Source organism: Streptomyces thermocarboxydovorans, assembly GCF_039524635.1.
GTDB classification, from domain to species: Bacteria; Actinomycetota; Actinomycetes; order Streptomycetales; family Streptomycetaceae; genus Streptomyces; species Streptomyces thermocarboxydovorans.
This window is the reverse complement of the sequence record NZ_BAAAGU010000063.1, coordinates 1-22442: the sequence shown is the minus strand read 5'-3', so window position 1 is coordinate 22442 and position 22442 is coordinate 1. Positions and strand designations below refer to the sequence as shown.

The 22442-nt window shown below is 72.3% G+C and carries 18 protein-coding genes, 3 tRNA genes and 2 pseudogenes; 8 read left to right on the top strand and 15 right to left on the bottom strand.

What is annotated here, in order from left to right; translation table 11 throughout:
• Position 1: 1 nt before the first annotated feature.
• Complete coding sequence (locus ABD198_RS25415; RefSeq protein ID WP_344006067.1) at positions 2-844, bottom strand: DUF8083 family protein; 843 nt, start codon at positions 842-844, stop codon at positions 2-4.
• A 233-nt stretch (positions 845-1077) separates the two neighbouring features.
• On the opposite strand from ABD198_RS25415, the gene ABD198_RS25410 reads away from it, so the two are divergent.
• Positions 1078-2166, top strand: coding sequence for a Leu/Phe/Val dehydrogenase (locus ABD198_RS25410; protein ID WP_344006065.1), 1089 nt, complete (start codon positions 1078-1080; stop codon positions 2164-2166).
• A 337-nt stretch (positions 2167-2503) separates the two neighbouring features.
• Positions 2504-2752, top strand: coding sequence for a DUF3073 domain-containing protein (locus ABD198_RS25405; protein WP_344006063.1), 249 nt, complete (start codon positions 2504-2506; stop codon positions 2750-2752).
• Positions 2753-2854: 102 nt separating this feature from the next.
• Here the strand turns inward: ABD198_RS25405 and purM are convergent, their stop codons facing one another.
• The 9 genes from purM to purS all read right to left on the bottom strand — a co-directional run bounded on the left by purM (position 2855) and on the right by purS (position 12138).
• Positions 2855-3934, bottom strand: a complete 1080-nt coding sequence (gene purM, locus ABD198_RS25400; protein WP_344006061.1) for a phosphoribosylformylglycinamidine cyclo-ligase — start codon at positions 3932-3934, stop codon at positions 2855-2857.
• 36 nt (positions 3935-3970) lie between these two features.
• A complete protein-coding gene (purF, locus tag ABD198_RS25395; protein ID WP_344006059.1) occupies positions 3971-5497 on the bottom strand; it encodes an amidophosphoribosyltransferase in 1527 nt (508 codons plus the stop codon).
• A gap of 62 nt (positions 5498-5559) precedes the next feature.
• The gene (locus ABD198_RS25390) at positions 5560-6360 is read right to left on the bottom strand and encodes an META domain-containing protein (protein ID WP_344006057.1); all 801 of its coding nucleotides are present in this window, start codon (positions 6358-6360) and stop codon (positions 5560-5562) included.
• Between the two features lie 150 nt (positions 6361-6510).
• A complete protein-coding gene (locus ABD198_RS25385) occupies positions 6511-7308 on the bottom strand; it encodes a maleylpyruvate isomerase family mycothiol-dependent enzyme (RefSeq protein WP_344006055.1) in 798 nt (265 codons plus the stop codon).
• Positions 7309-7317: 9 nt separating this feature from the next.
• On the bottom strand, positions 7318-8154 hold the full coding sequence (locus tag ABD198_RS25380) for a M23 family metallopeptidase (RefSeq protein WP_344006083.1): 837 nt from the start codon (positions 8152-8154) through the stop codon (positions 7318-7320).
• Positions 8155-8237: 83 nt separating this feature from the next.
• On the bottom strand, positions 8238-8738 hold the full coding sequence (locus ABD198_RS25375) for an ArsR/SmtB family transcription factor (RefSeq protein ID WP_344006053.1): 501 nt from the start codon (positions 8736-8738) through the stop codon (positions 8238-8240).
• 141 nt (positions 8739-8879) lie between these two features.
• A complete protein-coding gene (gene purL / locus ABD198_RS25370; protein WP_425580548.1) occupies positions 8880-11123 on the bottom strand; it encodes a phosphoribosylformylglycinamidine synthase subunit PurL in 2244 nt (747 codons plus the stop codon).
• 65 nt (positions 11124-11188) lie between these two features.
• A complete protein-coding gene (gene purQ / locus ABD198_RS25365; RefSeq protein WP_344006049.1) occupies positions 11189-11869 on the bottom strand; it encodes a phosphoribosylformylglycinamidine synthase subunit PurQ in 681 nt (226 codons plus the stop codon).
• Positions 11866-12138 (bottom strand): phosphoribosylformylglycinamidine synthase subunit PurS, encoded by a 273-nt coding sequence (gene purS, locus ABD198_RS25360; RefSeq protein WP_167996801.1) that lies wholly within the window; start codon positions 12136-12138, stop codon positions 11866-11868. Before purS ends, purQ begins: the two co-directional genes overlap by 4 nt.
• A gap of 308 nt (positions 12139-12446) precedes the next feature.
• Here purS and ABD198_RS25355 point away from each other — a divergent pair, with 308 nt between their 5' ends.
• The 6 genes and pseudogenes from ABD198_RS25355 (at position 12447) to ABD198_RS25330 (ending at position 15116) form a co-directional block, all read left to right on the top strand.
• On the top strand, positions 12447-12764 hold the full coding sequence (locus tag ABD198_RS25355) for a histone-like nucleoid-structuring protein Lsr2 (protein WP_344006046.1): 318 nt from the start codon (positions 12447-12449) through the stop codon (positions 12762-12764).
• 258 nt (positions 12765-13022) lie between these two features.
• Positions 13023-13094 (top strand) — tRNA-Gly (locus tag ABD198_RS25350).
• Positions 13095-13173: 79 nt separating this feature from the next.
• A tRNA-Gly gene (locus ABD198_RS25345) sits at positions 13174-13246 on the top strand.
• A gap of 178 nt (positions 13247-13424) precedes the next feature.
• Positions 13425-14315: pseudogene (locus ABD198_RS25340) on the top strand (ABC transporter ATP-binding protein); the annotation flags it as partial.
• Complete coding sequence (locus ABD198_RS25335; RefSeq protein ID WP_344006081.1) at positions 14298-15020, top strand: response regulator; 723 nt, start codon at positions 14298-14300, stop codon at positions 15018-15020. The pseudogene ABD198_RS25340 and the gene ABD198_RS25335, both read left to right, overlap by 18 nt.
• A 23-nt stretch (positions 15021-15043) precedes the next feature.
• Positions 15044-15116: transfer RNA gene (locus ABD198_RS25330), tRNA-Gly, on the top strand.
• A gap of 66 nt (positions 15117-15182) precedes the next feature.
• On the opposite strand, the gene ABD198_RS25325 is transcribed toward ABD198_RS25330, so the two are convergent.
• The 5 genes and pseudogenes from ABD198_RS25325 to ABD198_RS25305 form a co-directional block, all read right to left on the bottom strand.
• Positions 15183-16082 carry a phosphoribosylaminoimidazolesuccinocarboxamide synthase gene (locus ABD198_RS25325; RefSeq protein WP_344006044.1) on the bottom strand — a complete coding sequence of 300 codons (900 nt, stop codon included), beginning with the start codon at positions 16080-16082 and terminating at the stop codon, positions 15183-15185.
• 83 nt (positions 16083-16165) lie between these two features.
• Positions 16166-17665: a N,N-dimethylformamidase beta subunit family domain-containing protein gene (locus ABD198_RS25320; protein ID WP_344006042.1), complete on the bottom strand. Its 1500-nt coding sequence runs from the start codon at positions 17663-17665 to the stop codon at positions 16166-16168.
• A gap of 165 nt (positions 17666-17830) precedes the next feature.
• On the bottom strand, positions 17831-19933 hold the full coding sequence (locus ABD198_RS25315; protein WP_344006040.1) for a hypothetical protein: 2103 nt from the start codon (positions 19931-19933) through the stop codon (positions 17831-17833).
• A 341-nt stretch (positions 19934-20274) separates the two neighbouring features.
• A complete protein-coding gene (gene purD / locus ABD198_RS25310; protein WP_344006038.1) occupies positions 20275-21540 on the bottom strand; it encodes a phosphoribosylamine--glycine ligase in 1266 nt (421 codons plus the stop codon).
• Between the two features lie 127 nt (positions 21541-21667).
• A pseudogene (locus tag ABD198_RS25305) lies at positions 21668-22442 on the bottom strand (DNA polymerase III subunit gamma and tau); the annotation flags it as partial.

Sequence of the window (22442 nt, the reverse complement as noted above, 5' to 3'; positions counted from 1 at the left end):
CTCAGTTCGCCGAGCGCAGGTCCCGCACCGCCCGCCAGCGCTCCACGAGCCGCCCGTACGCCGCGCCCGCGGTCTCCCCGTCGCCCACCCGCAGCGCCGCGATGCCCTCCGCCACGTCGGCCGCGGAGTGGTCGTCCTCCAGCGCGCCGGGCGGCAGGGCGTGCACCAGCCCGCCGTAGTCGAGCTCCACGTACGAGCGCGGGTGGAACTCCTCCAGCCAGCGCCCCACGTCCACCAGGCCGTCGATCAGCGGGCCCTCGTCCATGGCGTTCTTCAGCGCGCGCAGCCCCCGCGCCACCCGCCGCCGGGCCTCGACCATCGGCGTGCGGTAGCGCAGCACCGGCGCCTCGTCGGCGGAGCCCTTGGTGTACTCGCGCTCCTCGTCGGAGAAGAGCACGAACCAGTTGATCGGCACCTGCCAGGTGGCCGTGCGGATCCACGGCCGGGCATCGGGGTGGTCGGCCAGCCAGCGCTCGTAGTCCTGGGCCGCCTCGCGCCGCACCACCGGCGGCAGCAGCGCGTCCAGCACCGGCAGCGGGAACTCCTCGGCCAGCTCGCCCAGCGCCTGCCAGCCGCGCAGCCGGGTGCGCCAGGGGCAGACACAGACCACGCCGTCGATCTCCAGCACGAACGCGTCGTCGCTTTCGTGAACGGGCACCGCGACCGGAGGGGTCGGAACCAGGCCGGCCAGGGCCCGGCGCAGCTCGTCCTGGCAGGAGGGCCGGCCGGGGCGGCGGGCGTAGCGCGCCCAGTGCTCGCGCTCGGGCTGCGGGAAGGCGGCCAGCGGTTCGTACACGCGCAGGTAGGTCGCGTACGGGACGATCACCGAGGTCACCTTGGGCACGCCTGCTCCCTCCCCCGAGCTGCGCCGTGAAAACCTTTCGTGGGCGCGTGGCGGACACGCGCGGGCGGGCGGTGAATCCATGCAAATCGTCGCACGCGAGTACTCCGGTCGGAGGTGATCCCCGCCATGGTGCCGACGACGGGCCCGGCAGGCTCTAGTCTCGTGCTCAACAGTCCCCGCCACCCGTACGGGGGCTGCTCTCACCCGCCGCTACTTACTCAGGAGTCACCACAGTGACCGACGTATCTGACGGCGTCCTGCACACCCTGTTCCACTCGGACCAGGGCGGCCATGAGCAAGTCGTGCTCTGCCAGGACCGTGCCAGCGGCCTCAAGGCCGTCATCGCCATCCACTCCACCGCGCTGGGCCCCGCCCTCGGCGGTACGCGGTTCTACCCGTACGCCAACGAGGAGGAGGCCGTCGCCGACGCGCTCAACCTGGCGCGCGGCATGTCGTACAAGAACGCCATGGCCGGTCTCGACCACGGCGGCGGCAAGGCCGTGATCATCGGCGACCCGGAGAAGATCAAGACCGAGGAGCTGCTGCTCGCCTACGGGCGGTTCGTCGCCTCGCTCGGCGGCCGGTACGTCACCGCCTGCGACGTCGGCACCTACGTCGCCGACATGGACGTCGTGGCGCGCGAGTGCCGCTGGACCACCGGGCGCTCCCCGGAGAACGGCGGCGCGGGCGACTCCTCCGTGCTCACCGCCTTCGGCGTCTACCAGGGCATGCGCGCCTCGGCGCAGCACCTGTGGGGCGACCCGTCGCTGCGGGACCGCAAGGTGGGCGTCGCGGGCGTGGGCAAGGTCGGTCACCACCTGGTGGAGCACCTGCGGGCCGAGGGCGCCGAGGTCGTCATCACCGACGTCCGCGAGGACGCGGTGCGCCGGATCCTCGACCGGCACCCGGCCGGTGTCAGCGCCGTCGCCGACACCGACGCGCTGATCCGCACCGAGGGCCTGGACATCTACGCCCCCTGCGCGCTGGGCGGGGCGCTGAACGACGGCACCGTGCCGGTGCTCACCGCCAAGGTCGTCTGCGGCGCCGCCAACAACCAGCTCGCCCACCCGGGTGTGGAGAAGGACCTCGCGGACCGCGGGATCCTCTACGCGCCGGACTACGTGGTGAACGCCGGCGGTGTCATCCAGGTCGCCGACGAGCTGCACGGCTTCGACTTCGACCGGTGCAAGGCGAAGGCGTCGAAGATCTTCGACACCATGCTCGCCATATTCGCACGTGCGAAGGCGGATGGGATTCCGCCGGCCGCCGCGGCCGACCGGATCGCCGAGCAGCGGATGGCCGAGGCGCGCGCGGCGCGCTGAGCGGACGCCCCGCCTCGCACCGCCCCGCATCGGCCGTTCGCGCGAGCGCCTGTCGCACGTTTGACCGGTACCCGCCGGTGGGCAGTTAGAGAGAACTCTCACTTCTCCCGGCGGGTCGTCGGCCGATAAGTGGTTAAAATCGCGATTGACCAGCGAGGACGGGGCGCCTCGAAGGTCCTGGGCGCGGGCACGTCGTGCGGGCGACGTACCGTATGGGCGCGGGCTCAGGTACCGTGGAAGCCCTACGGACCGGCCTCTCCAAGGAGAGTCCGTTCCGGACCATGAACGCGTGTCAGACTCTGGGGCCGTCGAGCCCCGTCGTTGAGGGGGTCGAGCCATGGGGCGCGGCCGGGCCAAGGCCAAGCAGACGAAGGTCGCCCGCCAGCTGAAGTACAACAGCGGTGGGACAGACCTCGCACGCCTGGCCGAGGAGCTGGGCGCATCGACGTCGAACCAGTCGCCGAACGGCGACCATTTCGCGGACGATGAGCACGACGACGACCTGTACGCCAAGTACGCCGACCTCTACGAGGACGACGAGGAGGACGAGGACGACCAGTCCTCGCAGCAGCGTCGCGGCGCTTGACCTTGCACTGAGCATCGGCCCGGTCGGGACCTGAGGTCACCGACCGGGTTTCGTGCTGCCCGCTGCCCAGGCCACCGGCCCGGGAGCAGGCAGCCCCCGTGATCAGTTCGCGTAGTCGCCCACCAGCGCCGCGCCCGTGTCGTGGTCGCCGCGGTCGGTGATCTCGCCGGCCACCCAGGCGTCCACGCCGCGGTCGGCCAAGGTGGTCAGCGCCACGTCGACCGACTCCTGGGGCACGATCGCGATCATGCCGACGCCCATGTTCAGGGTCTTCTCCAGCTCCAGCCGCTCCACCGAGCCCGTCCGGCCGACCAGGTCGAAGACCGGGGCCGGGGTCCAGGTGGACCGGTCGACGACCGCGTGCAGGTCGTCGGGGATGACCCGGGCCAGGTTGGCCGCGAGCCCGGCGCCGGTGATGTGGCTGAAGGCGTGCACCTCAGTGGTGCGCATCAGCGCCAGGCAGTCCAGCGAGTAGATCTTGGTCGGCTCCAGCAGCTCCTCGCCGAGGGTGCGGCCGAACTCCTCGATCCGCGCGTCCAGGGCGAGTCCGGCCTGGTTCAGCAGCACATGCCGGACCAGGGAGTACCCGTTGGAGTGAAGCCCGGACGACGCCATGGCGATCACCGCGTCACCCGTACGGATGCGTTCCGCGCCGAGCACCCGGTCGGCCTCCACGACGCCCGTACCGGCGCCGGCGACGTCGAAGTCGTCCGGACCCAGCAGGCCGGGGTGCTCGGCCGTCTCACCGCCGACCAGGGCGCAGCCGGCCAGCACACAGCCCTCGGCGATGCCCTTGACGATGGCGGCGACCCGCTCGGGGTGGACCTTGCCGACGCAGATGTAGTCGGTCATGAACAGCGGCTCGGCCCCGCACACCACGATGTCGTCCATGACCATGGCGACCAGGTCGTGGCCGATGGTGTCGTAGACGCCGAGCTGCCGGGCGATGTCGACCTTGGTGCCCACGCCGTCCGTGGCGGAGGCCAGCAGGGGCCGCTCGTAGCGCTTGAGGGCGGAGGCGTCGAAGAGGCCGGCGAAGCCGCCGAGGCCGCCGAGGACCTCGGGGCGGCGGGTCTTCCTCACCCACTCCTTCATCAGCTCGACGGCACGGTCGCCCGCCTCGATGTCGACGCCTGCAGCCGCGTAGGACGCACCGGAGGCACCGGTGGATGTCTCAGACATTGCCTGGGATCTTTCGCTTGGGTGGGACGTACGGGCTTACGGGCGGCGGATCGCGTCGACCGCGGCGGTGGCGGCCGGGCCGGCGGCCAGCTCCGTCTCCAGCAGCTGCTTGCCGAGCAGCTCGGGGTCGGGCAGGTCCATCGGGTACTCGCCGTCGAAGCAGGCGCGGCACAGGTTGGGCTTGGCGATGGTGGTCGCCTCGATCATGCCGTCGAGGGAGATGTACGCCAGGGAGTCGGCGCCGAGCGAGGTGCCGATCTCCTCGATGGTCATGCCGTTGGCGATGAGCTCCGCACGGGTGGCGAAGTCGATGCCGAAGAAGCAGGGCCACTTCACGGGCGGCGAGGAGATCCGGATGTGGACCTCGGCGGCGCCCGCCTCGCGGAGCATGCGGACCAGGGCGCGCTGGGTGTTGCCGCGCACGATCGAGTCGTCGACGACGACCAGGCGCTTGCCCTTGATGACTTCCTTGAGCGGGTTCAGCTTCAGGCGGATGCCGAGCTGGCGGATGGTCTGCGAGGGCTGGATGAAGGTCCGGCCGACGTAGGCGTTCTTCACCAGACCGGCGCCGAACGGGATGCCGGAGGCCTCCGCGTAGCCGATGGCGGCCGGGGTGCCGGACTCCGGGGTGGGTATCACCAGGTCGGCTTCGACCGGGGACTCCTTGGCGAGCCGGCGGCCCATCTCGACGCGCGAGAGGTACACGTTCCGGCCGGCGATGTCGGTGTCCGGGCGGGCCAGGTACACGTACTCGAAGACGCACCCCTTGGGCTTCGCTTCCGCGAATCGGGAGGTGCGCAGACCGTTCTGGTCGATGGCGACGAACTCGCCCGGCTCGATCTCGCGGACATAGGCGGCGCCGACGATGTCGAGGGCGGCGGACTCGGAGGCGACCACCCAGCCGCGCTCGAGACGGCCGAGCACCAGCGGGCGGATGCCCTGCGGGTCGCGGGCCGCGTACAGGGTGTTCTCGTCCATGAAGACGAGGCTGAAGGCGCCCTTGACCTGCGGGAGGACCACATGCGCGGCCTGCTCCACGGTCACCGGCTCGCCGTCGGCGGCGCGCTGGCCGGCCAGCAGGGCGGTGATCAGGTCGGTGTCGTTGGTGGCCGCCACCTTGGGGGCGCGGCCGTTGTCCTGGGGCAGCTCGGCGACCAGCTCGGCGAGCTCGGCCGTGTTGACCAGGTTGCCGTTGTGGCCGAGCGCGATGGAGCCGTGCGCGGTGGCACGGAACGTCGGCTGGGCGTTCTCCCACACGGAGGCACCGGTGGTCGAGTAGCGGGCGTGTCCGACCGCGATGTGACCCTGGAGGGAACCGAGCGAGGTCTCGTCGAAGACCTGGGAGACCAGGCCCATGTCCTTGAAGACGAGGATTTGGGAGCCGTTGCTGACCGCGATACCCGCGGATTCCTGACCCCGATGCTGGAGGGCGTAGAGCCCGAAGTACGTGAGCTTGGCGACCTCTTCGCCCGGAGCCCAGACTCCGAAGACGCCACACGCGTCCTGGGGGCCCTTCTCGCCGGGGAGCAGGTCGTGGTTGAGTCGTCCGTCACCACGTGGCACGCCTTTGAGTGTAGGCGAGGCCGGGCACTGCTCCGAAATGGAGATTCGGCCCCCTCAGTGGATCACCGCTCGGCGACGGCCCGGACGCTGGTGCCGTTTTCGCTGGTCAGGGTCAGCGTTCGATGATCAATCCGGTACTCGACCGTGCTGTCGAACAGCTTCATCAGCGTGCGTTCACCGTCCATGAGTGAGTCTTCGCACATCATTCGGGTCACGGCCGGCACGCCGAGGGTGATATGGCCGTCGCGCACCGTGGCCTTGGCGTTCACCTCGTTGCAGCCGAGGCTGCCGGAGACGGTGTCCTTCCTGGGGTCGAGGGTGAGGTGGGCGCGGCTGCCGGCCGCCGGGGTGGTGACGGTCCACCTGGTGCCCTCCAGCGGGGCGTCCTCGCTCCTGGTCAGGCGGATCGTGGCCCCGTCGGAGGTGGTGAGGGTCAGCCGGCCGTCGTTCACCTCGGTCCTGAGTTCCCCGCCGTCGGTGAGGGTGCGGGCGAGGGTGTTCTCGAAGGCCATCGGCTTGCCCTCGCAGGCCCGCTCGGTCGCCGTCGGGTCGCTGAGCCGGATGCGGTCGCCCTCGGCCTCGGTGCGGGCGCTGAAGGTGTTGCAGCCGTAGCTGCCCTCGGAGCGTCCGCCCGCCTCGATGGTCACATGCGCGTCGGAGGGCGCGCGGTGGGTGGTGCCGTCGACGGTGACGCTGTCGATGCTCCAGCGGACGCCGGTGACCGCCGCCGCGGGCTCGGCCGAGCTGCTGCCGCCATCGGCCTGCCCGCCCTTCTCGCTGCCGCAGGCCACCGCCAGCGGGACGAGCGCGGCGAGGGCCGCCGTGAGGATCGTGCGCTGAGGGTGCCGCTTCTGCCGGTACATGCTGATTCGACGGAGGGACGGAGCGGCTGGTTCCACCCCCGCTCCACCCCCGCCGACCGGTCCTGGCCGATCGGGTCCGGCCGATCCGGTCCGGCCGATCCGGTCCCGCCGATCGGGTCCCGCCGATCGGGTCCCGCCGATCGGGTCCGGTCAGCCCATCAGCGGCAGGTACGGGCCGAGGTCCGCCCGCTCGCCGCCGGCGCTGACCCGCGCCTCGGACACCGCGTCCGCCCAGGCGGTGCGACCGGTGGCCAGCCGGATCCAGGTCAGCGGGTCGGTCTCCACCACGTTCGGCGGGGTGCCGCGGGTGTGCCGGGGCCCCTCGATGCACTGCACCACCGCGAACGGCGGGATCCGCACCTCGGTGGCCCCGCCGGGCACCCGCGCGGTGAGCGCGTCGGCCAGCAGCCGGGTGCAGGCGGCGAGCGCCTGCCGCTCCAGCGGGACGTCCAGGCCGGGCACGGCGGCATTGAGGTCGTCGGTGTGCACGACCAGCTCCACGGTGCGGGTCACCAGGAAGTCGGTGAGGGTCATGGCGCCGGTGCGGACGGCGATCAGCCGGTCGCCGGGCGCCTGGTCCAGCGCCTTCACCAGGCGCTCCTCGGTCTCCGCGTAGAGGGCATCGAGGTCGCGCTGGGCGGCGGCCAGGTCCCGGGCGCCCTCGGCGATGAGATGGGAGCCGCGGGCGGTGACGGACGGCCAGTCCAGCAGGGTCAGCTCGGCCCTGGCGGGTTCCTCGCGCTCCAGGCCTCGGCGGACCGTGTCCACGCCCATCGCCAGATGCACGGCCAGCTCCCGGACCGTCCAGTCGCCGAGCCGGGTGGGCAGGGCGAGCTGAGCCTCGTCCAGTCCCTGCACGGCACGGCGGACGTTCCCGAACTGGGCCAGGACGGCGGCGCGGATCTTGGCGTAGTCGTAGGAGCGGGTGCGCTTCTTGGCCGGTGGCATGGCGGCAGCCTATGCCGGGGTGCCGGCCTTCGGTGCGGGTACCTCGAAGACCTCGTTGTTGCGGGGGACGCCGATGCCGCGCCAGGTGAAGGGGATGCCGCGCGCGATGTCCGGGTCGGGGTGGTCCATCAGCTGGAAGTGCAGGTGGGGCTCGGTGGAGTTGCCGGAGTTGCCGACCCGGGCGAGGACCTGTCCGGCGCGCACCCGGTCGCCCTCGCGGACGGTGAGGGAGCTGCGCCGGAGGTGGGCGTAGAGCGCGTAGGTGCCGTCGCCGAGGTCGAGGATGAGGTGATTGCCGAGGATCTTCCCGGCTCCGAGCAGGTCCCGGACGTTGGCCTCGAGGATCATCAGGTAGGCCAGCGCGGGCAGCGAGTTGCGGCTGAGGTGGTCGCGGGCCCGGTCGGTGGCGCGTACGACGGTGGCGTCGGCCACGGCGTGCAGCGGGGCGCCGAAGGCGGGGAAGTCGCCGTTGCGGCGGGCCATGGGCCACAGCGCGCGGAACGCCGGGCGGGAGCCGGGCTCGGGCTCGGCGACGACGTCGATGGCGAAGGTCTGGCCGTAGGCGTGGGTGTGGTGGCTCGGGGTGCGGTCGGCCGGGCTGTTCATCGCGATCCAGCGGCCGGTGACCGGGGGCTCCACCTCGACGGGCTCACGGGCGTTGCGGGGGCTGTCGGGGGCTCCGCCCCAGCGGCCCGCCGCTATGAGCAGCGCATAGGCGAGGACGAGCGGGGTGAAGTCCCACCACACCGGGTGGCCGAGGTCCAGCGCGGCATGGGCGATCACCAGGCCGAAGAAGGCGATCAGCAGGGCGCGGTAGGCGGTCTTGACAAGCTTGCGTGCGGTCATGGTCATGGCTCACCCCTGTGTGTCGGTGCCGTCAGTTCCGCGCCTTGCCTCGGGCCCATCGGCTCCGCGCCTGGTCCGTGCGGTCAGTTGCGCGCCGCGGAGAGCGCCACCAGCAGCGGCACGACCCGGGTCCCGGGCACCTCGTGGCGGCCCCGGCCGGTGGTGTGCAGCCAGCCGGCGGCGGTGAGCTGGCGCAGGTGGTGGTAGATCTGGCCGGTCGTGCCGACCCCTTCCAGTTCCGCCAGTTCGGCCGCGGTGCGACGGCCGCCGAGGATCTCCCTCAGCAGCCGCAGCCGGACCGGGTGACCGAGCGCGGCCAGCGCGTCCGCGGCGGCCGGCCAGTCGTCGTCCAGCAGGCCCTCGGTGAGCGCACCGTGCTGCCACTCGTAGCGCTCCCCGGTCGGCAGCCGGACCGCGCCGGTGAACAGCACGCCCCCGTCGTCCGCCCGCAGCTCCGCGAGCTGGGCCTTCAGTCCCTCCAGGGCCCAGAAGTCCCCCTCGCCGAGGCGCGGTGCGCGGCGTTCGGCGTCCTCCAGTGCCGCGAGACGGCGTTCGAGATCGGCGACGCGTTCTTCGAGTTCCACGGGCACGAGATTACGGAACTACGTAATTACGTGCAAGCGACGTCGCCGCTCGGATCCGGGCCCGGGAACGCCGAAGCCCCGTCCCGGCGGACCGGGACGGGGCTTCGAGCGGTGCGTACGAAGGCCGTACGAGTGGGACGGCTACGCCAGCAGCGCCGGGATCGTCTCCTCGTGAACCTTGCGCAGCTCCTGGAGGGTGAGCGTGAACTCGCCCTGCACCTCGACCGTGTCGCCGTCGACGACGCCGATGCGGGTGGCGGGCAGGTTCCGCGCGCGGCACATGTCGGTGAACCGCAGCTCCTCCGAGCGCGGCACGGCGACGACCGCCCGCCCCGCCGACTCGGAGAACAGGAAGGTGAACGCGTCCAGCCCGTCCGGGACGACCAGCCGCGCACCCTTGTCGCCGAGCAGCGCGGACTCCACGACCGCCTGGATCAGACCGCCGTCGGACAGGTCGTGCGCGGAGTCGATCATGCCGTCGCGGGAGGCGGAGATCAGGATCTCGGCCAGCAGCCGCTCGCGCTCCAGGTCGACCTTCGGCGGCAGACCGCCGAGGTGGTCGTGGATGACCTGGGACCAGGCCGAGCCGCCGAACTCCTCGCGGGTGTCGCCGAGGAGGTACAGCAGCTGGCCCTCCTCCTGGAAGGCGACCGGGGTGCGGCGGGCCACGTCGTCGATGACGCCGAGGACGGCCACGACCGGGGTCGGGTGGATGGCGGCCTCGCCCGTCTGGTTGTAGAGCGAGACATTGCCGCCGGTCACCGGCGTGCCGAGCTGCCGGCAGGCGTCGGCGAGACCGCGCACGGCCTCGGCGAACTGCCACATCACCGCCGGGTCCTCGGGCGAGCCGAAGTTCAGGCAGTCGGAGACCGCGAGCGGCTTGGCGCCGGTGGTGGCCACATTGCGGTAGGCCTCGGCGAGGGCCAGCTGGGCGCCGGTGTACGGGTCGAGCTTGGCGTAGCGGCCGTTGCCGTCGGTGGCGATCGCCACGCCGAGGCCGCTCTCCTCGTCGATGCGGATCATGCCGGAGTCCTCCGGCATGGCCAGCACGGTGTTGCCCTGCACGAAGTGGTCGTACTGCTGGGTGATCCACCGCTTGGACGCCTGGTTCGGCGAGGCGACCAGCTTCAGGACCTGGTCCTTCAGCTCCTCGCCCGACTGCGGGCGGGGCAGCTTGCCGGCGTCGTCCGCCTGCAGCTCGTCCTGCCAGGCCGGGCGGGCGTAGGGGCGCTCGTAGGTGGGGCCCTCGTGGGCGACGGTGCGCGGATCGACGTCGACGATCTTCTCGCCGTGCCAGTAGATCTCCAGGCGGTCGCCGTCGGTGACCTCACCGATGACGGTGGCGATCACGTCCCACTTGTCGCAGATCTCGAGGAAGCGGTCGACCTTGTCGGGCTCCACGACCGCGCACATGCGCTCCTGCGACTCGCTCATGAGGATCTCCTCCGGCGAGAGCGTGGAGTCGCGCAGCGGCACATCGTCCAGCGTGACGCGCATGCCGCCGGAGCCGTTGGACGCCAGCTCGGACGTGGCGCAGGACAGACCGGCCGCGCCGAGGTCCTGGATGCCGACGACCAGCTTCTCCTTGAACGCCTCCAGGGTGCACTCGATGAGCAGCTTCTCCTGGAAGGGGTCGCCGACCTGCACGGCCGGGCGCTTGGAGGGTTTGGCGTCGTCGAAGGTCTCCGAGGCCAGGATCGAGGCGCCGCCGATGCCGTCGCCGCCGGTGCGGGCGCCGTAGAGGATGACCTTGTTGCCCGCGCCGGACGCCTTGGCCAGGTGGATGTCCTCGTGCCGCATCACGCCGATGCAGCCGGCGTTGACCAGCGGGTTGCCCTGGTAGCAGGCGTCGAAGACGACCTCGCCGCCGATGTTGGGCAGGCCCAGGCAGTTGCCGTAGCCGCCGATGCCGGCGACGACGCCGGGCAGCACGCGCTTGGTGTCGGGGTGGTCGGCGGCGCCGAAGCGCAGCGGGTCGACCACGGCGACCGGGCGGGCGCCCATGGCGATGATGTCGCGGACGATGCCGCCGACGCCGGTGGCCGCGCCCTGGTAGGGCTCGACGTAGGACGGGTGGTTGTGCGACTCGACCTTGAAGGTGACCGCGTAGCCCTGGCCGACGTCGACGACGCCGGCGTTCTCGCCGATGCCGACGAGCAGGGCGTCGTTCTCGGGGGCCTTCTCGCCGAACTGGCGGAGGTGGACCTTGGAGGACTTGTACGAGCAGTGCTCGGACCACATCACCGAGTACATGGCGAGCTCGGCGCCGGTGGGGCGGCGGCCCAGGATCTCGACGATCCGCTCGTACTCGTCCTTCTTCAGGCCGAGTTCGGCCCAGGGCAGCTCGACGTCGGGGGTCGCGGCCGCGTGCTCGACCGTGTCCAAGACACGAGGGGCGGCCCGAAGGGCCTCGTTTGAGGGCGGCGGTGGGAGGCGGGAGGGAGTCCGGCTCATGCGTTGACCAGCTTCTTGAGGATCGAGGTGAAGAACGGCAGCCCATCGGTACGGCCCGTACCGATCAGCGGCTCCACGGCGTGCTCGGGGTGCGGCATCAGGCCGACGACATTGCCCGCCTCGTTGGTGATGCCGGCGATGTCGTTGAGCGAGCCGTTGGGGTTGAAGTCCAGGTAGCGGAAGGCGACGCGGCCCTCGGCCTCCAGCTTGTCCAGCGTGTACCGGTCGGCCACATAGCGGCCGTCCATGTTCTTCAGCGGGATGTGGATCTCCTGGCCCTGCTCGTAGTCGCTGGTCCAGGCCGTGCTCGCGTTCTCCACCCGCAGCTTCTGGTCGCGGCAGATGAAGTGCAGGTGGTCGTTGCCGAGCATGGCCCCGGGCAGCAGGTGGGCCTCGGTGAGGATCTGGAAGCCGTTGCAGATGCCGAGCACGGGAAGGCCGGCCCTGGCCTGCTCGATGACGGTGTCCATCACCGGCGAGAAGCGGGCGATGGCCCCGGCGCGCAGATAGTCGCCGTAGGAGAAACCGCCGCACAGCACCACGGCGTCGACCTGCTTGAGGTCCTTGTCCTTGTGCCACAGCGCCACGGGTTCGGCGCCGGACAGTCGGATCGCGCGCTGCGTGTCCCGGTCGTCGAGGCTGCCCGGGAAAGTGACGACGCCGATACGAGCGGTCACTTCGCGGCCTCCGCGACTGCCTCTTCGGACTCCACCCGCACGGTGAAGTCCTCGATCACGGTGTTGGCGAGGAAGGATTCCGCAAGATCATGGATGCGGGCGAGCGCGGCCTCGTCGACCGGCCCGTCAACTTCCAGTTCGAAACGCTTTCCCTGACGGACGTCCGAGATCCCTTCGAAACCGAGCCGCGGCAGTGCGCGCTGCACCGCCTGGCCCTGGGGGTCGAGGATCTCCGGCTTGAGCATGACGTCGACTACGACGCGTGCCACTGGCACTCCCGGTGTGTGGTGCTGAGCAGGTTCCTTCAGACTACCCGTACAAAATTTCTACGCGAGTAGAGTTGTAGGATACTACGTGAGCGTCATCACGATCGGGCACCGAAGGGGTCACCCGAGAAAAAATCAGGGAAAGATTGCCGAATGATTCGTGATACCCATTGCACGCGGACACGCGGAGCGTTTTAGTCGGGCTTCACATTCCATTGCCGCGCACGGTAGAAATGAATTGGCAATAACCGACAAGTCGGCACGTCATCGCAGCTGAGCTGTATGCCGTGCTCCGGAAGGGACCGATATTCGTGGCGCAGAAGGTCGTGGTCACTCTCTTTGACGACATCGACGGCTCGGAAGCGGCGGAGACGATCGCCTTCGGACTCGACGGCAAGTCGTACGAGATCGACCTCAATGAAGCCAATGCGGACAAGCTGCGGTCCGCGCTGGCCCCGTATGTACAGGCCGGCCGCAAGCGCTCGCGCTCCGGCAAGGCCTACCGGCAGACGCAGGTCGCCCCCGACCCGGCGGCGGTGCGCGCCTGGGCGCAGGCCAACCGCATGGACGTGCCCGCACGCGGCCGGATCCCGAAGAGGGTCTACGAGGCGTTCGCCGCGGCGCAGTGAGTGCGGCGCCGTGATGAGCGCGGCGCCGTGATGAGCGCGGCGCCGTGATGAGCGCGGCGCCGTGATCGCAGGGCGGTGAGGCTCCCTCGATGGCGCGGCCCCGGCGGCGCGGCCCCGGCGGCGCGGCCCCGGTCGGCCGGTTCGACGGGGCCTCAGCGGGCCTGGCGGGCAACCGACTTGCGCAGCACCCCTGCTGATCAGCTAGAGTCGGGGACACGCCGACGGGCAAGGCCTCGAGGGCCCGGCCCGGTCAGCCAGGCGGGTGTAGTTCAGTAGTAGAACATCCCCCTTCCAGGGGGAAGGCGCAGTGTGCAATTCCTGTCACCCGCTCTGCATCGCGTACCGACCACTGTGGTGGATCAGGTAGGCTGGTGCTCGCACCGACCGGTGAAGGCTGGTCGGAGGCAATGCGGACGTAGCTCAGTTGGTAGAGCGCAACCTTGCCAAGGTTGAGGTCGCGAGTTCGAGCCTCGTCGTCCGCTCGGGAATGAGACCCCGGTCCATTGGGCCGGGGTCTTTTCGTGTTCCGGCGTTCCCCGTACCGGAGTTGCTCTCTTCTGACCGACTGCGGGCTCTCGGCGCTCGCCTCCTGACATTTGTCATGTCCGGTGATGACAGCGCGCACTGCCACGGCGGTCCGCCGGCCGGAACGCTGAAGCCATGAGAGCGAACGAACACGAGCACGTGATCGAGGTCACCGACCTGCGGCGTGTCTACGGGGGCGGGTTCGAGGCGGTGCGCGGCATCACCTTCTCGGTGGGCCGCGGCGAGATCTTCGCGCTGCTCGGCACCAACGGCGCGGGCAAGACCTCCACCGTCGAGCTGCTGGAGGGGCTCGCCCCGCCCACCGGGGGGCGGGTGCGGGTGCTCGGCCACGACCCGTTCGCCGAGCGGGCCGTCGTCCGGCCGCGGACCGGGGTCATGCTCCAGGAGGGCGGCTTCCCGTCCGACCTGACCGTCGCGGAGACCGCGCGGATGTGGGCCGGGTGCGTGAGCGGCGCACGCCCGCCGGCCGAGGTGCTGGACCGGGTCGGACTCACGGGGAAGAGCGGCGTACGCGTCAAACAGCTGTCCGGGGGCGAACGGCGGCGCCTCGACCTGGCGCTCGCCCTGCTCGGCGACCCCGAGGTGCTGTTCCTGGACGAGCCGACGACCGGCCTGGACGCCGAGGGCCGCCGGGACACCTGGGACCTGGTGCGCGGCCTGCGTGAGGCGGGCACCACCGTCCTGCTCACCACGCACTACCTGGAGGAGGCGGAGGGCCTCGCCGACCGGCTGGCGATCCTGCACGAGGGGCGGATCGCGGCGGCCGGGACCCCGGCCGAGGTGACCGCGGCCCAGCCCTCGCGCATCACCTTCGAGCTGCCCGAGGGCTACCACCTCGGCGACCTGCCGCCGCTCGGCGAGATGGGCGTCTGCGGCCACGAGACCGACGGCCGCCTGGTACGGCTGCACACCCGGCAGCTCCAGCGGGCGGCGACCCGGCTGCTGGTGTGGGCCGAGGGCGCCGGGGTGCACCTGGACCGGCTGGATGTGCGGTCGGCCTCGCTGGCTCGCCGCCGTGGCGGGGACGCTGGAAGCGGGAGCCGAGCGAGGGGTGTTCCGGGTGGTGGCAGAGGTGCCGCTGACGGCGGTGGTCGTGTGAGTGAGCGGGTGCGGGTGCTGCTCGCCGACGACGAGCATCTGATCCGGGGGGCGCTGGCGGCGCTGCTGTCGCTGGAGGACGACCTGGTGGTGGTCGCCGAGGCGGCGTCCGGGCCGGAGGCGCTGGCGATGGCGCGGGCCCATGAACCCGATGTGGCCGTTCTGGATCTGCAGATGCCCGGCGCGGACGGTGTGAAGGTCGCCACATCGCTGCGCGCCGAACTGCCGTCCTGCCAGGTCATGATCGTGACCAGTCACGGCCGCCCCGGGCATCTCAAGCGGGCGCTCGCGGCGGGTGCGCGCGGCTTCGTGCCGAAGACCGTCAGCGCCCAGCGGCTGGCGGAGATCATCCGCACGGTGCACGCCGGAAACCGTTATGTGGATCCGGAGTTGGCCGCGGACGCGATCGCCGCGGGTGACTCGCCGCTCACCGCGCGCGAGGCCGAGGTGCTGGAACTCGCCGCCGACGGTGCGCCCGTGGCGGAGATCGCCGAGCGGGCCGCGCTCAGCCAGGGCACCGTGCGGAACTATCTCTCCTCGGCCGTCTCCAAGCTCGGGGCGGAGAACCGTCATGCGGCGGTGCGTCTCGCCCGCGAGCGAGGTTGGGTATAGTTGCTCTCGCGCCACGGCGCAACGCGGACGTAGCTCAGTTGGTAGAGCGCAACCTTGCCAAGGTTGAGGTCGCGAGTTCGAGCCTCGTCGTCCGCTCACAGTGAAGGCCCCGGTCACCGCGACCGGGGCCTTCGTCGTGCCGCCCTGCTGCGGCGGCGAGGCTCAGCTCCAGGTGACGCCGGTGAGGCGCTCGTAGGCCTCGATGTACTTGGCGCGCGTCGCCTCCACGATCTTCTCCGGCAGCGCCGGCGGGGGCTGCTCGCTGTTGCGGTCCCAGCCGGACTCGGGCGAGGTCAGCCAGTCGCGGACGTACTGCTTGTCGAAGGACGGCTGCGGGCGGCCCGGTTCCCACTGCTCGGCCGGCCAGAAGCGGGAGGAGTCGGGGGTGAGCACCTCGTCGGCGATGACCAGTTCGTCGCCGTCGAAGCCGAACTCGAACTTGGTGTCGGCGAGGATGATCCCCCGGTCGCGGGCGATGTCCCGGGCGCGGGAGTAGGCGGCCAGCGTCGCCTGGCGCAGCCGGGCCGCGGTGTCGGCGCCGACCTGGCGGGCCACCTCCTCGTAGGAGACGTTCTCGTCGTGCTCGCCGACGGCCGCCTTGGTGGCCGGGGTGAAGATCGGCGCGGGCAGCTCCGAGCCGTCCACCAGGCCCTCGGGCAGGGCGAGCCCGCAGACCGTGCGGGACTCGTTGTACTCGGCGAGGCCCGAGCCGGTGAGGTAGCCGCGGGCCACGCACTCCACCGGGACCATGTCCAGCGACTTGCAGACCAGGGTGCGGCCCGCCCAGTCGGCGGGGGCGTGCTCGGGCAGCTCGGTGCTCAGGACGTGGTTCGGGACCAGGTCGGCGAGCTGGTCGAACCACCACAGGGACAGCTGGGTGAGCACCCGGCCCTTGTCGGGGATCTCGGTCGGCAGCACCCAGTCGTAGGCGGAGATGCGGTCGCTGGCGACCATCACGAGGTCGCCCGCCTCGTTCCGGTACAGCTCGCGCACCTTGCCGGTGTGCAGATGCACCAGACCCGGCACCTGGATCGGCTCGGGCTTCTCGACGAATCCGGACACGGTTCCTCCCCGTGGTTCTGTCCAATGCCCCGATTCTCCCGTACGGGAGGAACGCCCCGGACATCGGGACCTGCGGCCCGGGCTCAGTCGCGTTTGCAGATGCGGTCGAGAAGGTTGGCGGTGGCGCGCTGGATGCGCGGGTCGGCATGGCCGGGCCGGTCCAGGGCCGGGGACCAGGCGAAGGTGCCCGAGGCGAACACCCAGGCCCCGGAGGGCGCCCGGTACAGGGACGTCTCCTGGTGGCGGCGGGCGCCGTGGCGGTCGGTGTACGGGGAGTGCGCCAGCAGCACCCGCTCCTCGTGCTCGGGCAGCGGGGTGCGCGGGAAGTAGCGGTCGGCCTCGCCCGCGACCAGGCCCTCGATCTCCTCGCCCTCGTGCGCCCCGGTCGCCTCCCACAGCCAGTGCCCGGCGTTGCGGACGATCAGCGGGTGAGGCTCGGGGACGTGGCCGGCGTACTGGATGCCCAGCAGCTGCTGATCCGCGCGGTCGCTCTCCCGCCACAGCGCCGGCCGGCCGGGCCCCCGGCGTTTGCGGCAGGTCAGCAGCCGGTCGGGGGCTCCGGTGGGGGCCGGGGCCAGCTCCACCTGCCAGTACATGGTGTTGGCGGACAGGAAGACCAGGGAGGTGCCCTGGTCGCGGGCGTGCTCCGCGGCGCTGCGCATGGACTGCGACCAGTACTCGTCGTGGCCGGGGAAGAGGATGCCCCGGTAGCGGGCGGGGTCGATCCGGCCGGCGTGCAGATCGCGGGCGTCGGCGTAGGCGAGGTCGTAGCCGTAGCGCTCGGCCCAGCGGATGACGTCGTAGGCGTGGCCGATGTGCAGCGGCAGGCCCGCGCCCGCGTAGGGCCGGTCGAAGGAGACGGTGGTGGCGGCGTCGGCCTCGCCGAGGAGGCGGCCCTGCTCGTCCCAGGCGTGGTAGAAGCTGGCGCCGGTGCGGCCGTCCTCCGGGTAGAGGTTGTACGCCTGCCAGGTGATGTCGGGCAGGACCAGGAGCAGGTCGGCCGGGCGGTCGTCGCGGACGGTGAAGGGGACGTGGGAGCGGTAGCCGTCGGCGGTGGTCAGGACCGCCACATAGGCGCCGACGCTCCAGTACGAGGGGACGGGCAGCCGCCAGGACAGCCACCAGTGGTGGCAGGAGACCGTGCGGTCGGCGGTGAGCGGCGGGGGCTGCACGATGCCGGAGAGCCGGGGACTGGAGGTGATCTTGGTGGCGCCGTGTCCGGCGTAGTGGCCGATGCGGTAGATGTCGACGTCGAAGTCCTGGGGCGGGTCGACGGTGATGTGGAAGTCGATCGCCTCGCCGGGCGCGACGCCTCCGGTGGAGGCGAAGCCCTTGATCTGGCAGTGCACGTCGTCGGCGGCGCGGGGGCCGGACGAGCGGCGCGGGGCGGGAATCCTCGGTGCGCCGGGGCGCGGGGCGTGCGCCTCGGGGTCGGGGTCCACGTACCAGTGGACGAGCTTGCCGGTCTCGTCGAAGTACGTCTCGCTGCCGCGCAGCCACGGGAGGGGACCCTGCCCGAAAGGGTCCGTCACGGCATGCGCCATCGCTCCGGACTCCCAGCGGCGGATCCGCTGTGAACCCATGGCAACTCCCCTCCGCCATTATGTGTTTGTCGTATGTCGCGCGCCCTTGCCACTGAGCACGAACGGTCCCAGCACATCACATTACGCACGTGCTCCGTCACCGTTCGTCGCGAATTGACCGAAAGCGGAAGGGTGGGCTCCGAGAGGCCGGCCGGAGGGGACGGCTCAGACGAGGCGGACGGGCTTCTCCGGGCGTATGCCCTGCCGGGTCAGCCACAGCCGCAGCGCGGTGGGGTCGCCGCTCTCGATCAGGGTGAGGACCTGCGGGGACATGTCGGGGGCCCGCTCGCCGCTGACCAGGAGGACCGGACCGTCCAGCCAGTCCAGGCCGGGCACCGCGCCCGCCGTGTCCATCGCCGCGCAGCACACCATCGCGGTGATGTGGTCGGCCAGAAGCTCGCGCGGGGTGCGCGGGGGCTGGAGCGGGAAGAGGGGCAGGGCCCGGTCGTCCCAGAGCGCTCCGGCCTCCGGGCCCGGCTCGGCGGAGGAGCCCCGGGTGGCGCGGGCGGTGCCGGCGGCGGCCTCCTCGCGGGCCAGCTCGGCGCTGAGGCGGGCCGCCAGGGCGGCGCTTCTGGGGGTGGTGGGGGCGAGCTCCTCGTCGTCGTCCGCGGCGGCCGCGGGCGGGGCCGACGGGAGCGAGGAGGACGGCATGGGTGCCGACGGGGACTGGGACGGCGGCGGGGAAGCCGGGTCGGCGGTGTGGGCCGGTGCGGGTGCGGGTGCGGTGGGGTCGTGGCCGGCCAGGCCGGGACGCGCGGGGGCCGGGGTCGCGGAGGCCGAGGCCGTGGAGGTGGAGGTCGCGGGGGCCGGGGTCGCGGAGGTGGAGGGCGCGGGAGCCGGGGTCGCGGAGGTGGAGGGCGCGGGAGCCGGGGCGGCCGGGGTCTGTGCTGCGCGGGCCGGGGCGGCGGGGGCCGGGTCCTGGGCCCCAGGCGTGGCGCCGGTCGCATCGGCGGGTGTGGGGGACGGGTCCTGGGCCGGCGGGGTCGTCAGGTGGTCGAGGACGCGGGAGAGGGTCGGGGCGGTGGAGCCGGGTGCGTCGTCGGCGGGGGCGGGGCGGACGCCGAGCGTGTCCAGGACGCGGTGCAGGCGGGCCGCGTCGGCGCGCCATTTGCGGTCCACGACCTCCTCCGGGTAGTCGGCCCAGTGGACCGGCGACCAGTCCTGGTCGGGGTCGGCGGGGCCGCCGTGGAAGAGGCGAGCGGCGAGCAGGGAGGTCGCCTCGTCCACCATGCCGGGCTCCTCCAGCAGGTCACAGGCGGGGCGCTCGCCGAGCCGGGAGGCGAAGCCCTCGGCCAGCCGGTCCCGGCGGGACAGCTCCGTGAGGGCCGCCACCACGCCCGCGTTCAGCCGGGAGGGCCAGCGGCCCATCCGCCAGGCGGGCAGCGCCACCCGGGTCAGCAGCCGGTCCCAGCCCGCGTAGGCCAGCCCCACCTGCTCCTGGGCGACAATCCGCAGACCGTAGTCCACAGCCTGTGCACGCTCGGCCGCCGCCGAGGCGACCCCGCGCTCCATCTCCGCGGCATGCACCCGGCAGCTGCGCAGCAGCAGGCGGGCCACCCAGCCGACGCCGGCGAGCACCGCCCGGTACGCCGGCCCCCGGCCGGGCGCCGAGGCCACGGCCACCGCCGCGTCCAGACCGCGGACGAAGCGCCGGGCCGCGGCTATGTCCGGGTGCGCGGAGGGCCCCGTACCGGCCACCACCGGCGCGAGGACGGCGCGCAGCTCGCCGACCCGCATCCACCACAGGAACGGCGAGCCGATGACCAGCACCGGCGCGGTGGGCGAGCGGTGCGGCGGGTCCTCCCCCGCGCCGGCTATGTCGTCGTGCTCCACCTCGGGCGGCGGGTCGTGCGCCGGGTGGGTGCGGTCCTCCAGCCAGCTGTCGCAGTCCGGGGTGAGCGCTATGGCCGAGGGGGGAGGGACGTCCAGGCGGTCGGCGAGGTCGCGCACCATCCGGTACAGGTCCGGGGCGGCCTCCTCGGTGATCGCGACCGTGGGGCTCACGGCGGGCCGGGACCGGGCGACGACCAGGGCGACCCCGGCGGCGGCCAGCAGGACCAGGACGGCGACCGGCGTCACGACCGAGCGGGCCACGTCCCAGCCCGTGCCGGGCAGATGCCCCGTGGAGCCGCCGGCGAGCAGGATCACGGCAGCCGCGGCGGGCAGCAGGGCGACGGCCAGTGCCCGGCTGCGCACCCGCAGCACGGCGACCGCCCGGGAACGCGCGGCCTGTGCGCCCGCGTCCACACCCATGCCGTGTCCGCTCATGACCCGACCTCACCCCCTCCCGACGGTCCCGACGCTGTCCTGGCTTTGCTCACTCCCCCACTGTGGCACCCGCCACTGACATCGCAATGCCGGTGGGCCAAGTGCCGGAACGCTTGCGCGGCACCATAGTTGGGGCCCCGTCCCCCGTCAGCCGGATAGCTCATCGCTCACTCGATGGAATGGCTTTGGGGAAAGGTGGATGACGGACAGCAAGGATCAGGCCCTGAATCCTGAGACGGATCCGGGGCCTGGGACGTTGTGCGGATGAGCGTGCCGGTTTGCGCGCCTTTCCTCCGTCTTTCCTCCGCCTTTCCTCCGTCTTTTCCTCCGCCGTGCTCGGCTTACGCGCCCTGCGCCGCGGCCTCGGCGGCCTTCGCGGCGATGTCCGTGCGGTGCTGGGAGCCCTCCAGCCGGATGCGGGCGACGGACCGGTAGGCGCGCTCGCGGGCCTCGGTGAGATCCGTCCCGGTGGCCGTCACGGACAGCACCCTGCCGCCCGCGCTGACGATGCCGTCGCCCTCCTTGCGGGTCCCCGCGTGCAGCACATAGGCGTGCGGCGCGTCCTGGGCGGCGATCTCGTCGAGGCCGGTGATCGGGTCACCGGTGCGCGGGGTGCCCGGGTAGTTGTGCGAGGCGACCACGACGGTGACCGCGGCCTCGTCGCTCCAGCGCAGCGGCTCCAGGTGGGCGAGGTTGCCGGTGGCGGCGGCCATCAGCAGCCCCGCGAGCGGGGTCTTCAGCCGGGCCAGCACGACCTGGGTCTCCGGGTCGCCGAAGCGGGCGTTGAACTCGATCACGCGCACACCGCGCGAGGTGATCGCCAGACCGGCGTAGAGCAGGCCGGAGAACGGCGTCCCGCGCCGGCGCAGCTCGTCGACGGTCGGCTGCAGCACCGTCTCCTTGACCTCGTCGACCAGCTTCGGGTCGGCCCACGGCAGCGGGGAGTAGGCCCCCATGCCGCCGGTGTTCGGACCCTGGTCGCCGTCCAGGGCGCGCTTGAAGTCCTGCGCGGGCTGCAGCGGCACCACCGTCTCGCCGTCGGTCACGGCGAACAGTGAGACCTCCGGGCCGTCGAGGTACTCCTCGATGACCACCCGGTCGCAGGCGGCGGCGTGCGCCTTGGCCGCCTCCAGGTCGTCGGTGACCACCACGCCCTTGCCCGCGGCGAGCCCGTCGTCCTTGACGACGTAGGGGGCGCCGAAGGCGTCGAGCGCGGACGCCACCTCCTCGGCCGTGGTGCAGACGTAGGAGCGTGCCGTGGGCACACCGGCCGCCGCCATCACGTCCTTGGCGAAGGCCTTGGACCCCTCGAGCTGCGCGGCCTCCTTGGACGGGCCGAAGACGGGGATGCCCGCCTCGCGCACGGCGTCGGCGACACCGGCGACGAGCGGCGCCTCCGGGCCGATCACCACGAGATCCGCACCGAGCCGGCCGGCCAGCGCGGCGACGGCGGCGCCGTCCAGGGCGTCGACCTGGTGCAGTTCGGCGATCTCGGCGATGCCGGCGTTACCGGGGGCGCAGTGCAGGGCGGTGACGTCGGGGTCGAGGGACAGGGAGCGGCACAGGGCGTGTTCGCGGGCACCGGTTCCGATGACGAGGACCTTCACGGGGGTCAGCCTAACGGGAGCCGGACGCTTCGCTTTGTGCGGGCTTCCGAAGAGGGGAGGGAGGGGCGTTTGTGCTTTCCTCCGAACCCCCGTGATCTTTCCTCCGAGCCCGGCGATCCCGGTGCCGCTACTCGTGCGTGATCTCCTCGACGACCGTTGCACCCAGCTCCCGGACGATCAGCTCCTGCCCGGAGAGGGCGGACTCGTCCAGATCGGGGTCGTCGTCCTCCGGGATGTCGTCCTCGGGCGAGACCGGGGCCGGCGCCTCCGGGGCGGCGGGACGCGGTGCCGCCGGGGCGGAGGCGGCCGGGCTGCTCGGCGCGGAGGCGGATGCCGCAGGTCCGGAGGTGTGCGGCGACGAGGGACCCTGACCGCCCCCGGTTGCGCCACCCGGGCCCGCGCCCGGGCCGCCGCCCGGGCCGCCGTAGGAGGCGCCGCCCGCCCCGCCGGGCCCATAGCCGGTGCCGCCGCCCCCACCGCCGTAACGGCCGCCGCCGGAACCGCCCCCGGACGGGGCGCCCCCGCCGCCGGACGGGTCGACGATCGCCTCGATCTTCCACTGGACGTTGAACTGCTCGGCCAGCGCCTGGCGCAGCACGTCCTCGCTGCCGCTGCTGAGGAAGTTGTCCCGGGCGCCCGCGTTGACGAAGCCGAGCTGGAGGGTGGTGCCGTCGAAGCCGCTCACCTGGGCGTTCTGGCTGAGCAGGATCCAGGTGAAGCGGCGGCGGTTCTTGACCGCCTCCAGGATGTCCGGCCAGAGCCCGCGCGGGTCGAGACCGCCGGACGCCGGGGCCGGCTGCGTGGGCGCCGCCTGCCCCGCAGGGGCCGGGGCGTTCCCCGCGCCGGGCGCGGCCGGGGCGCCTGGCCCCTGGACGCCACCGCCGGCCGGGGCGGCCGTGGGC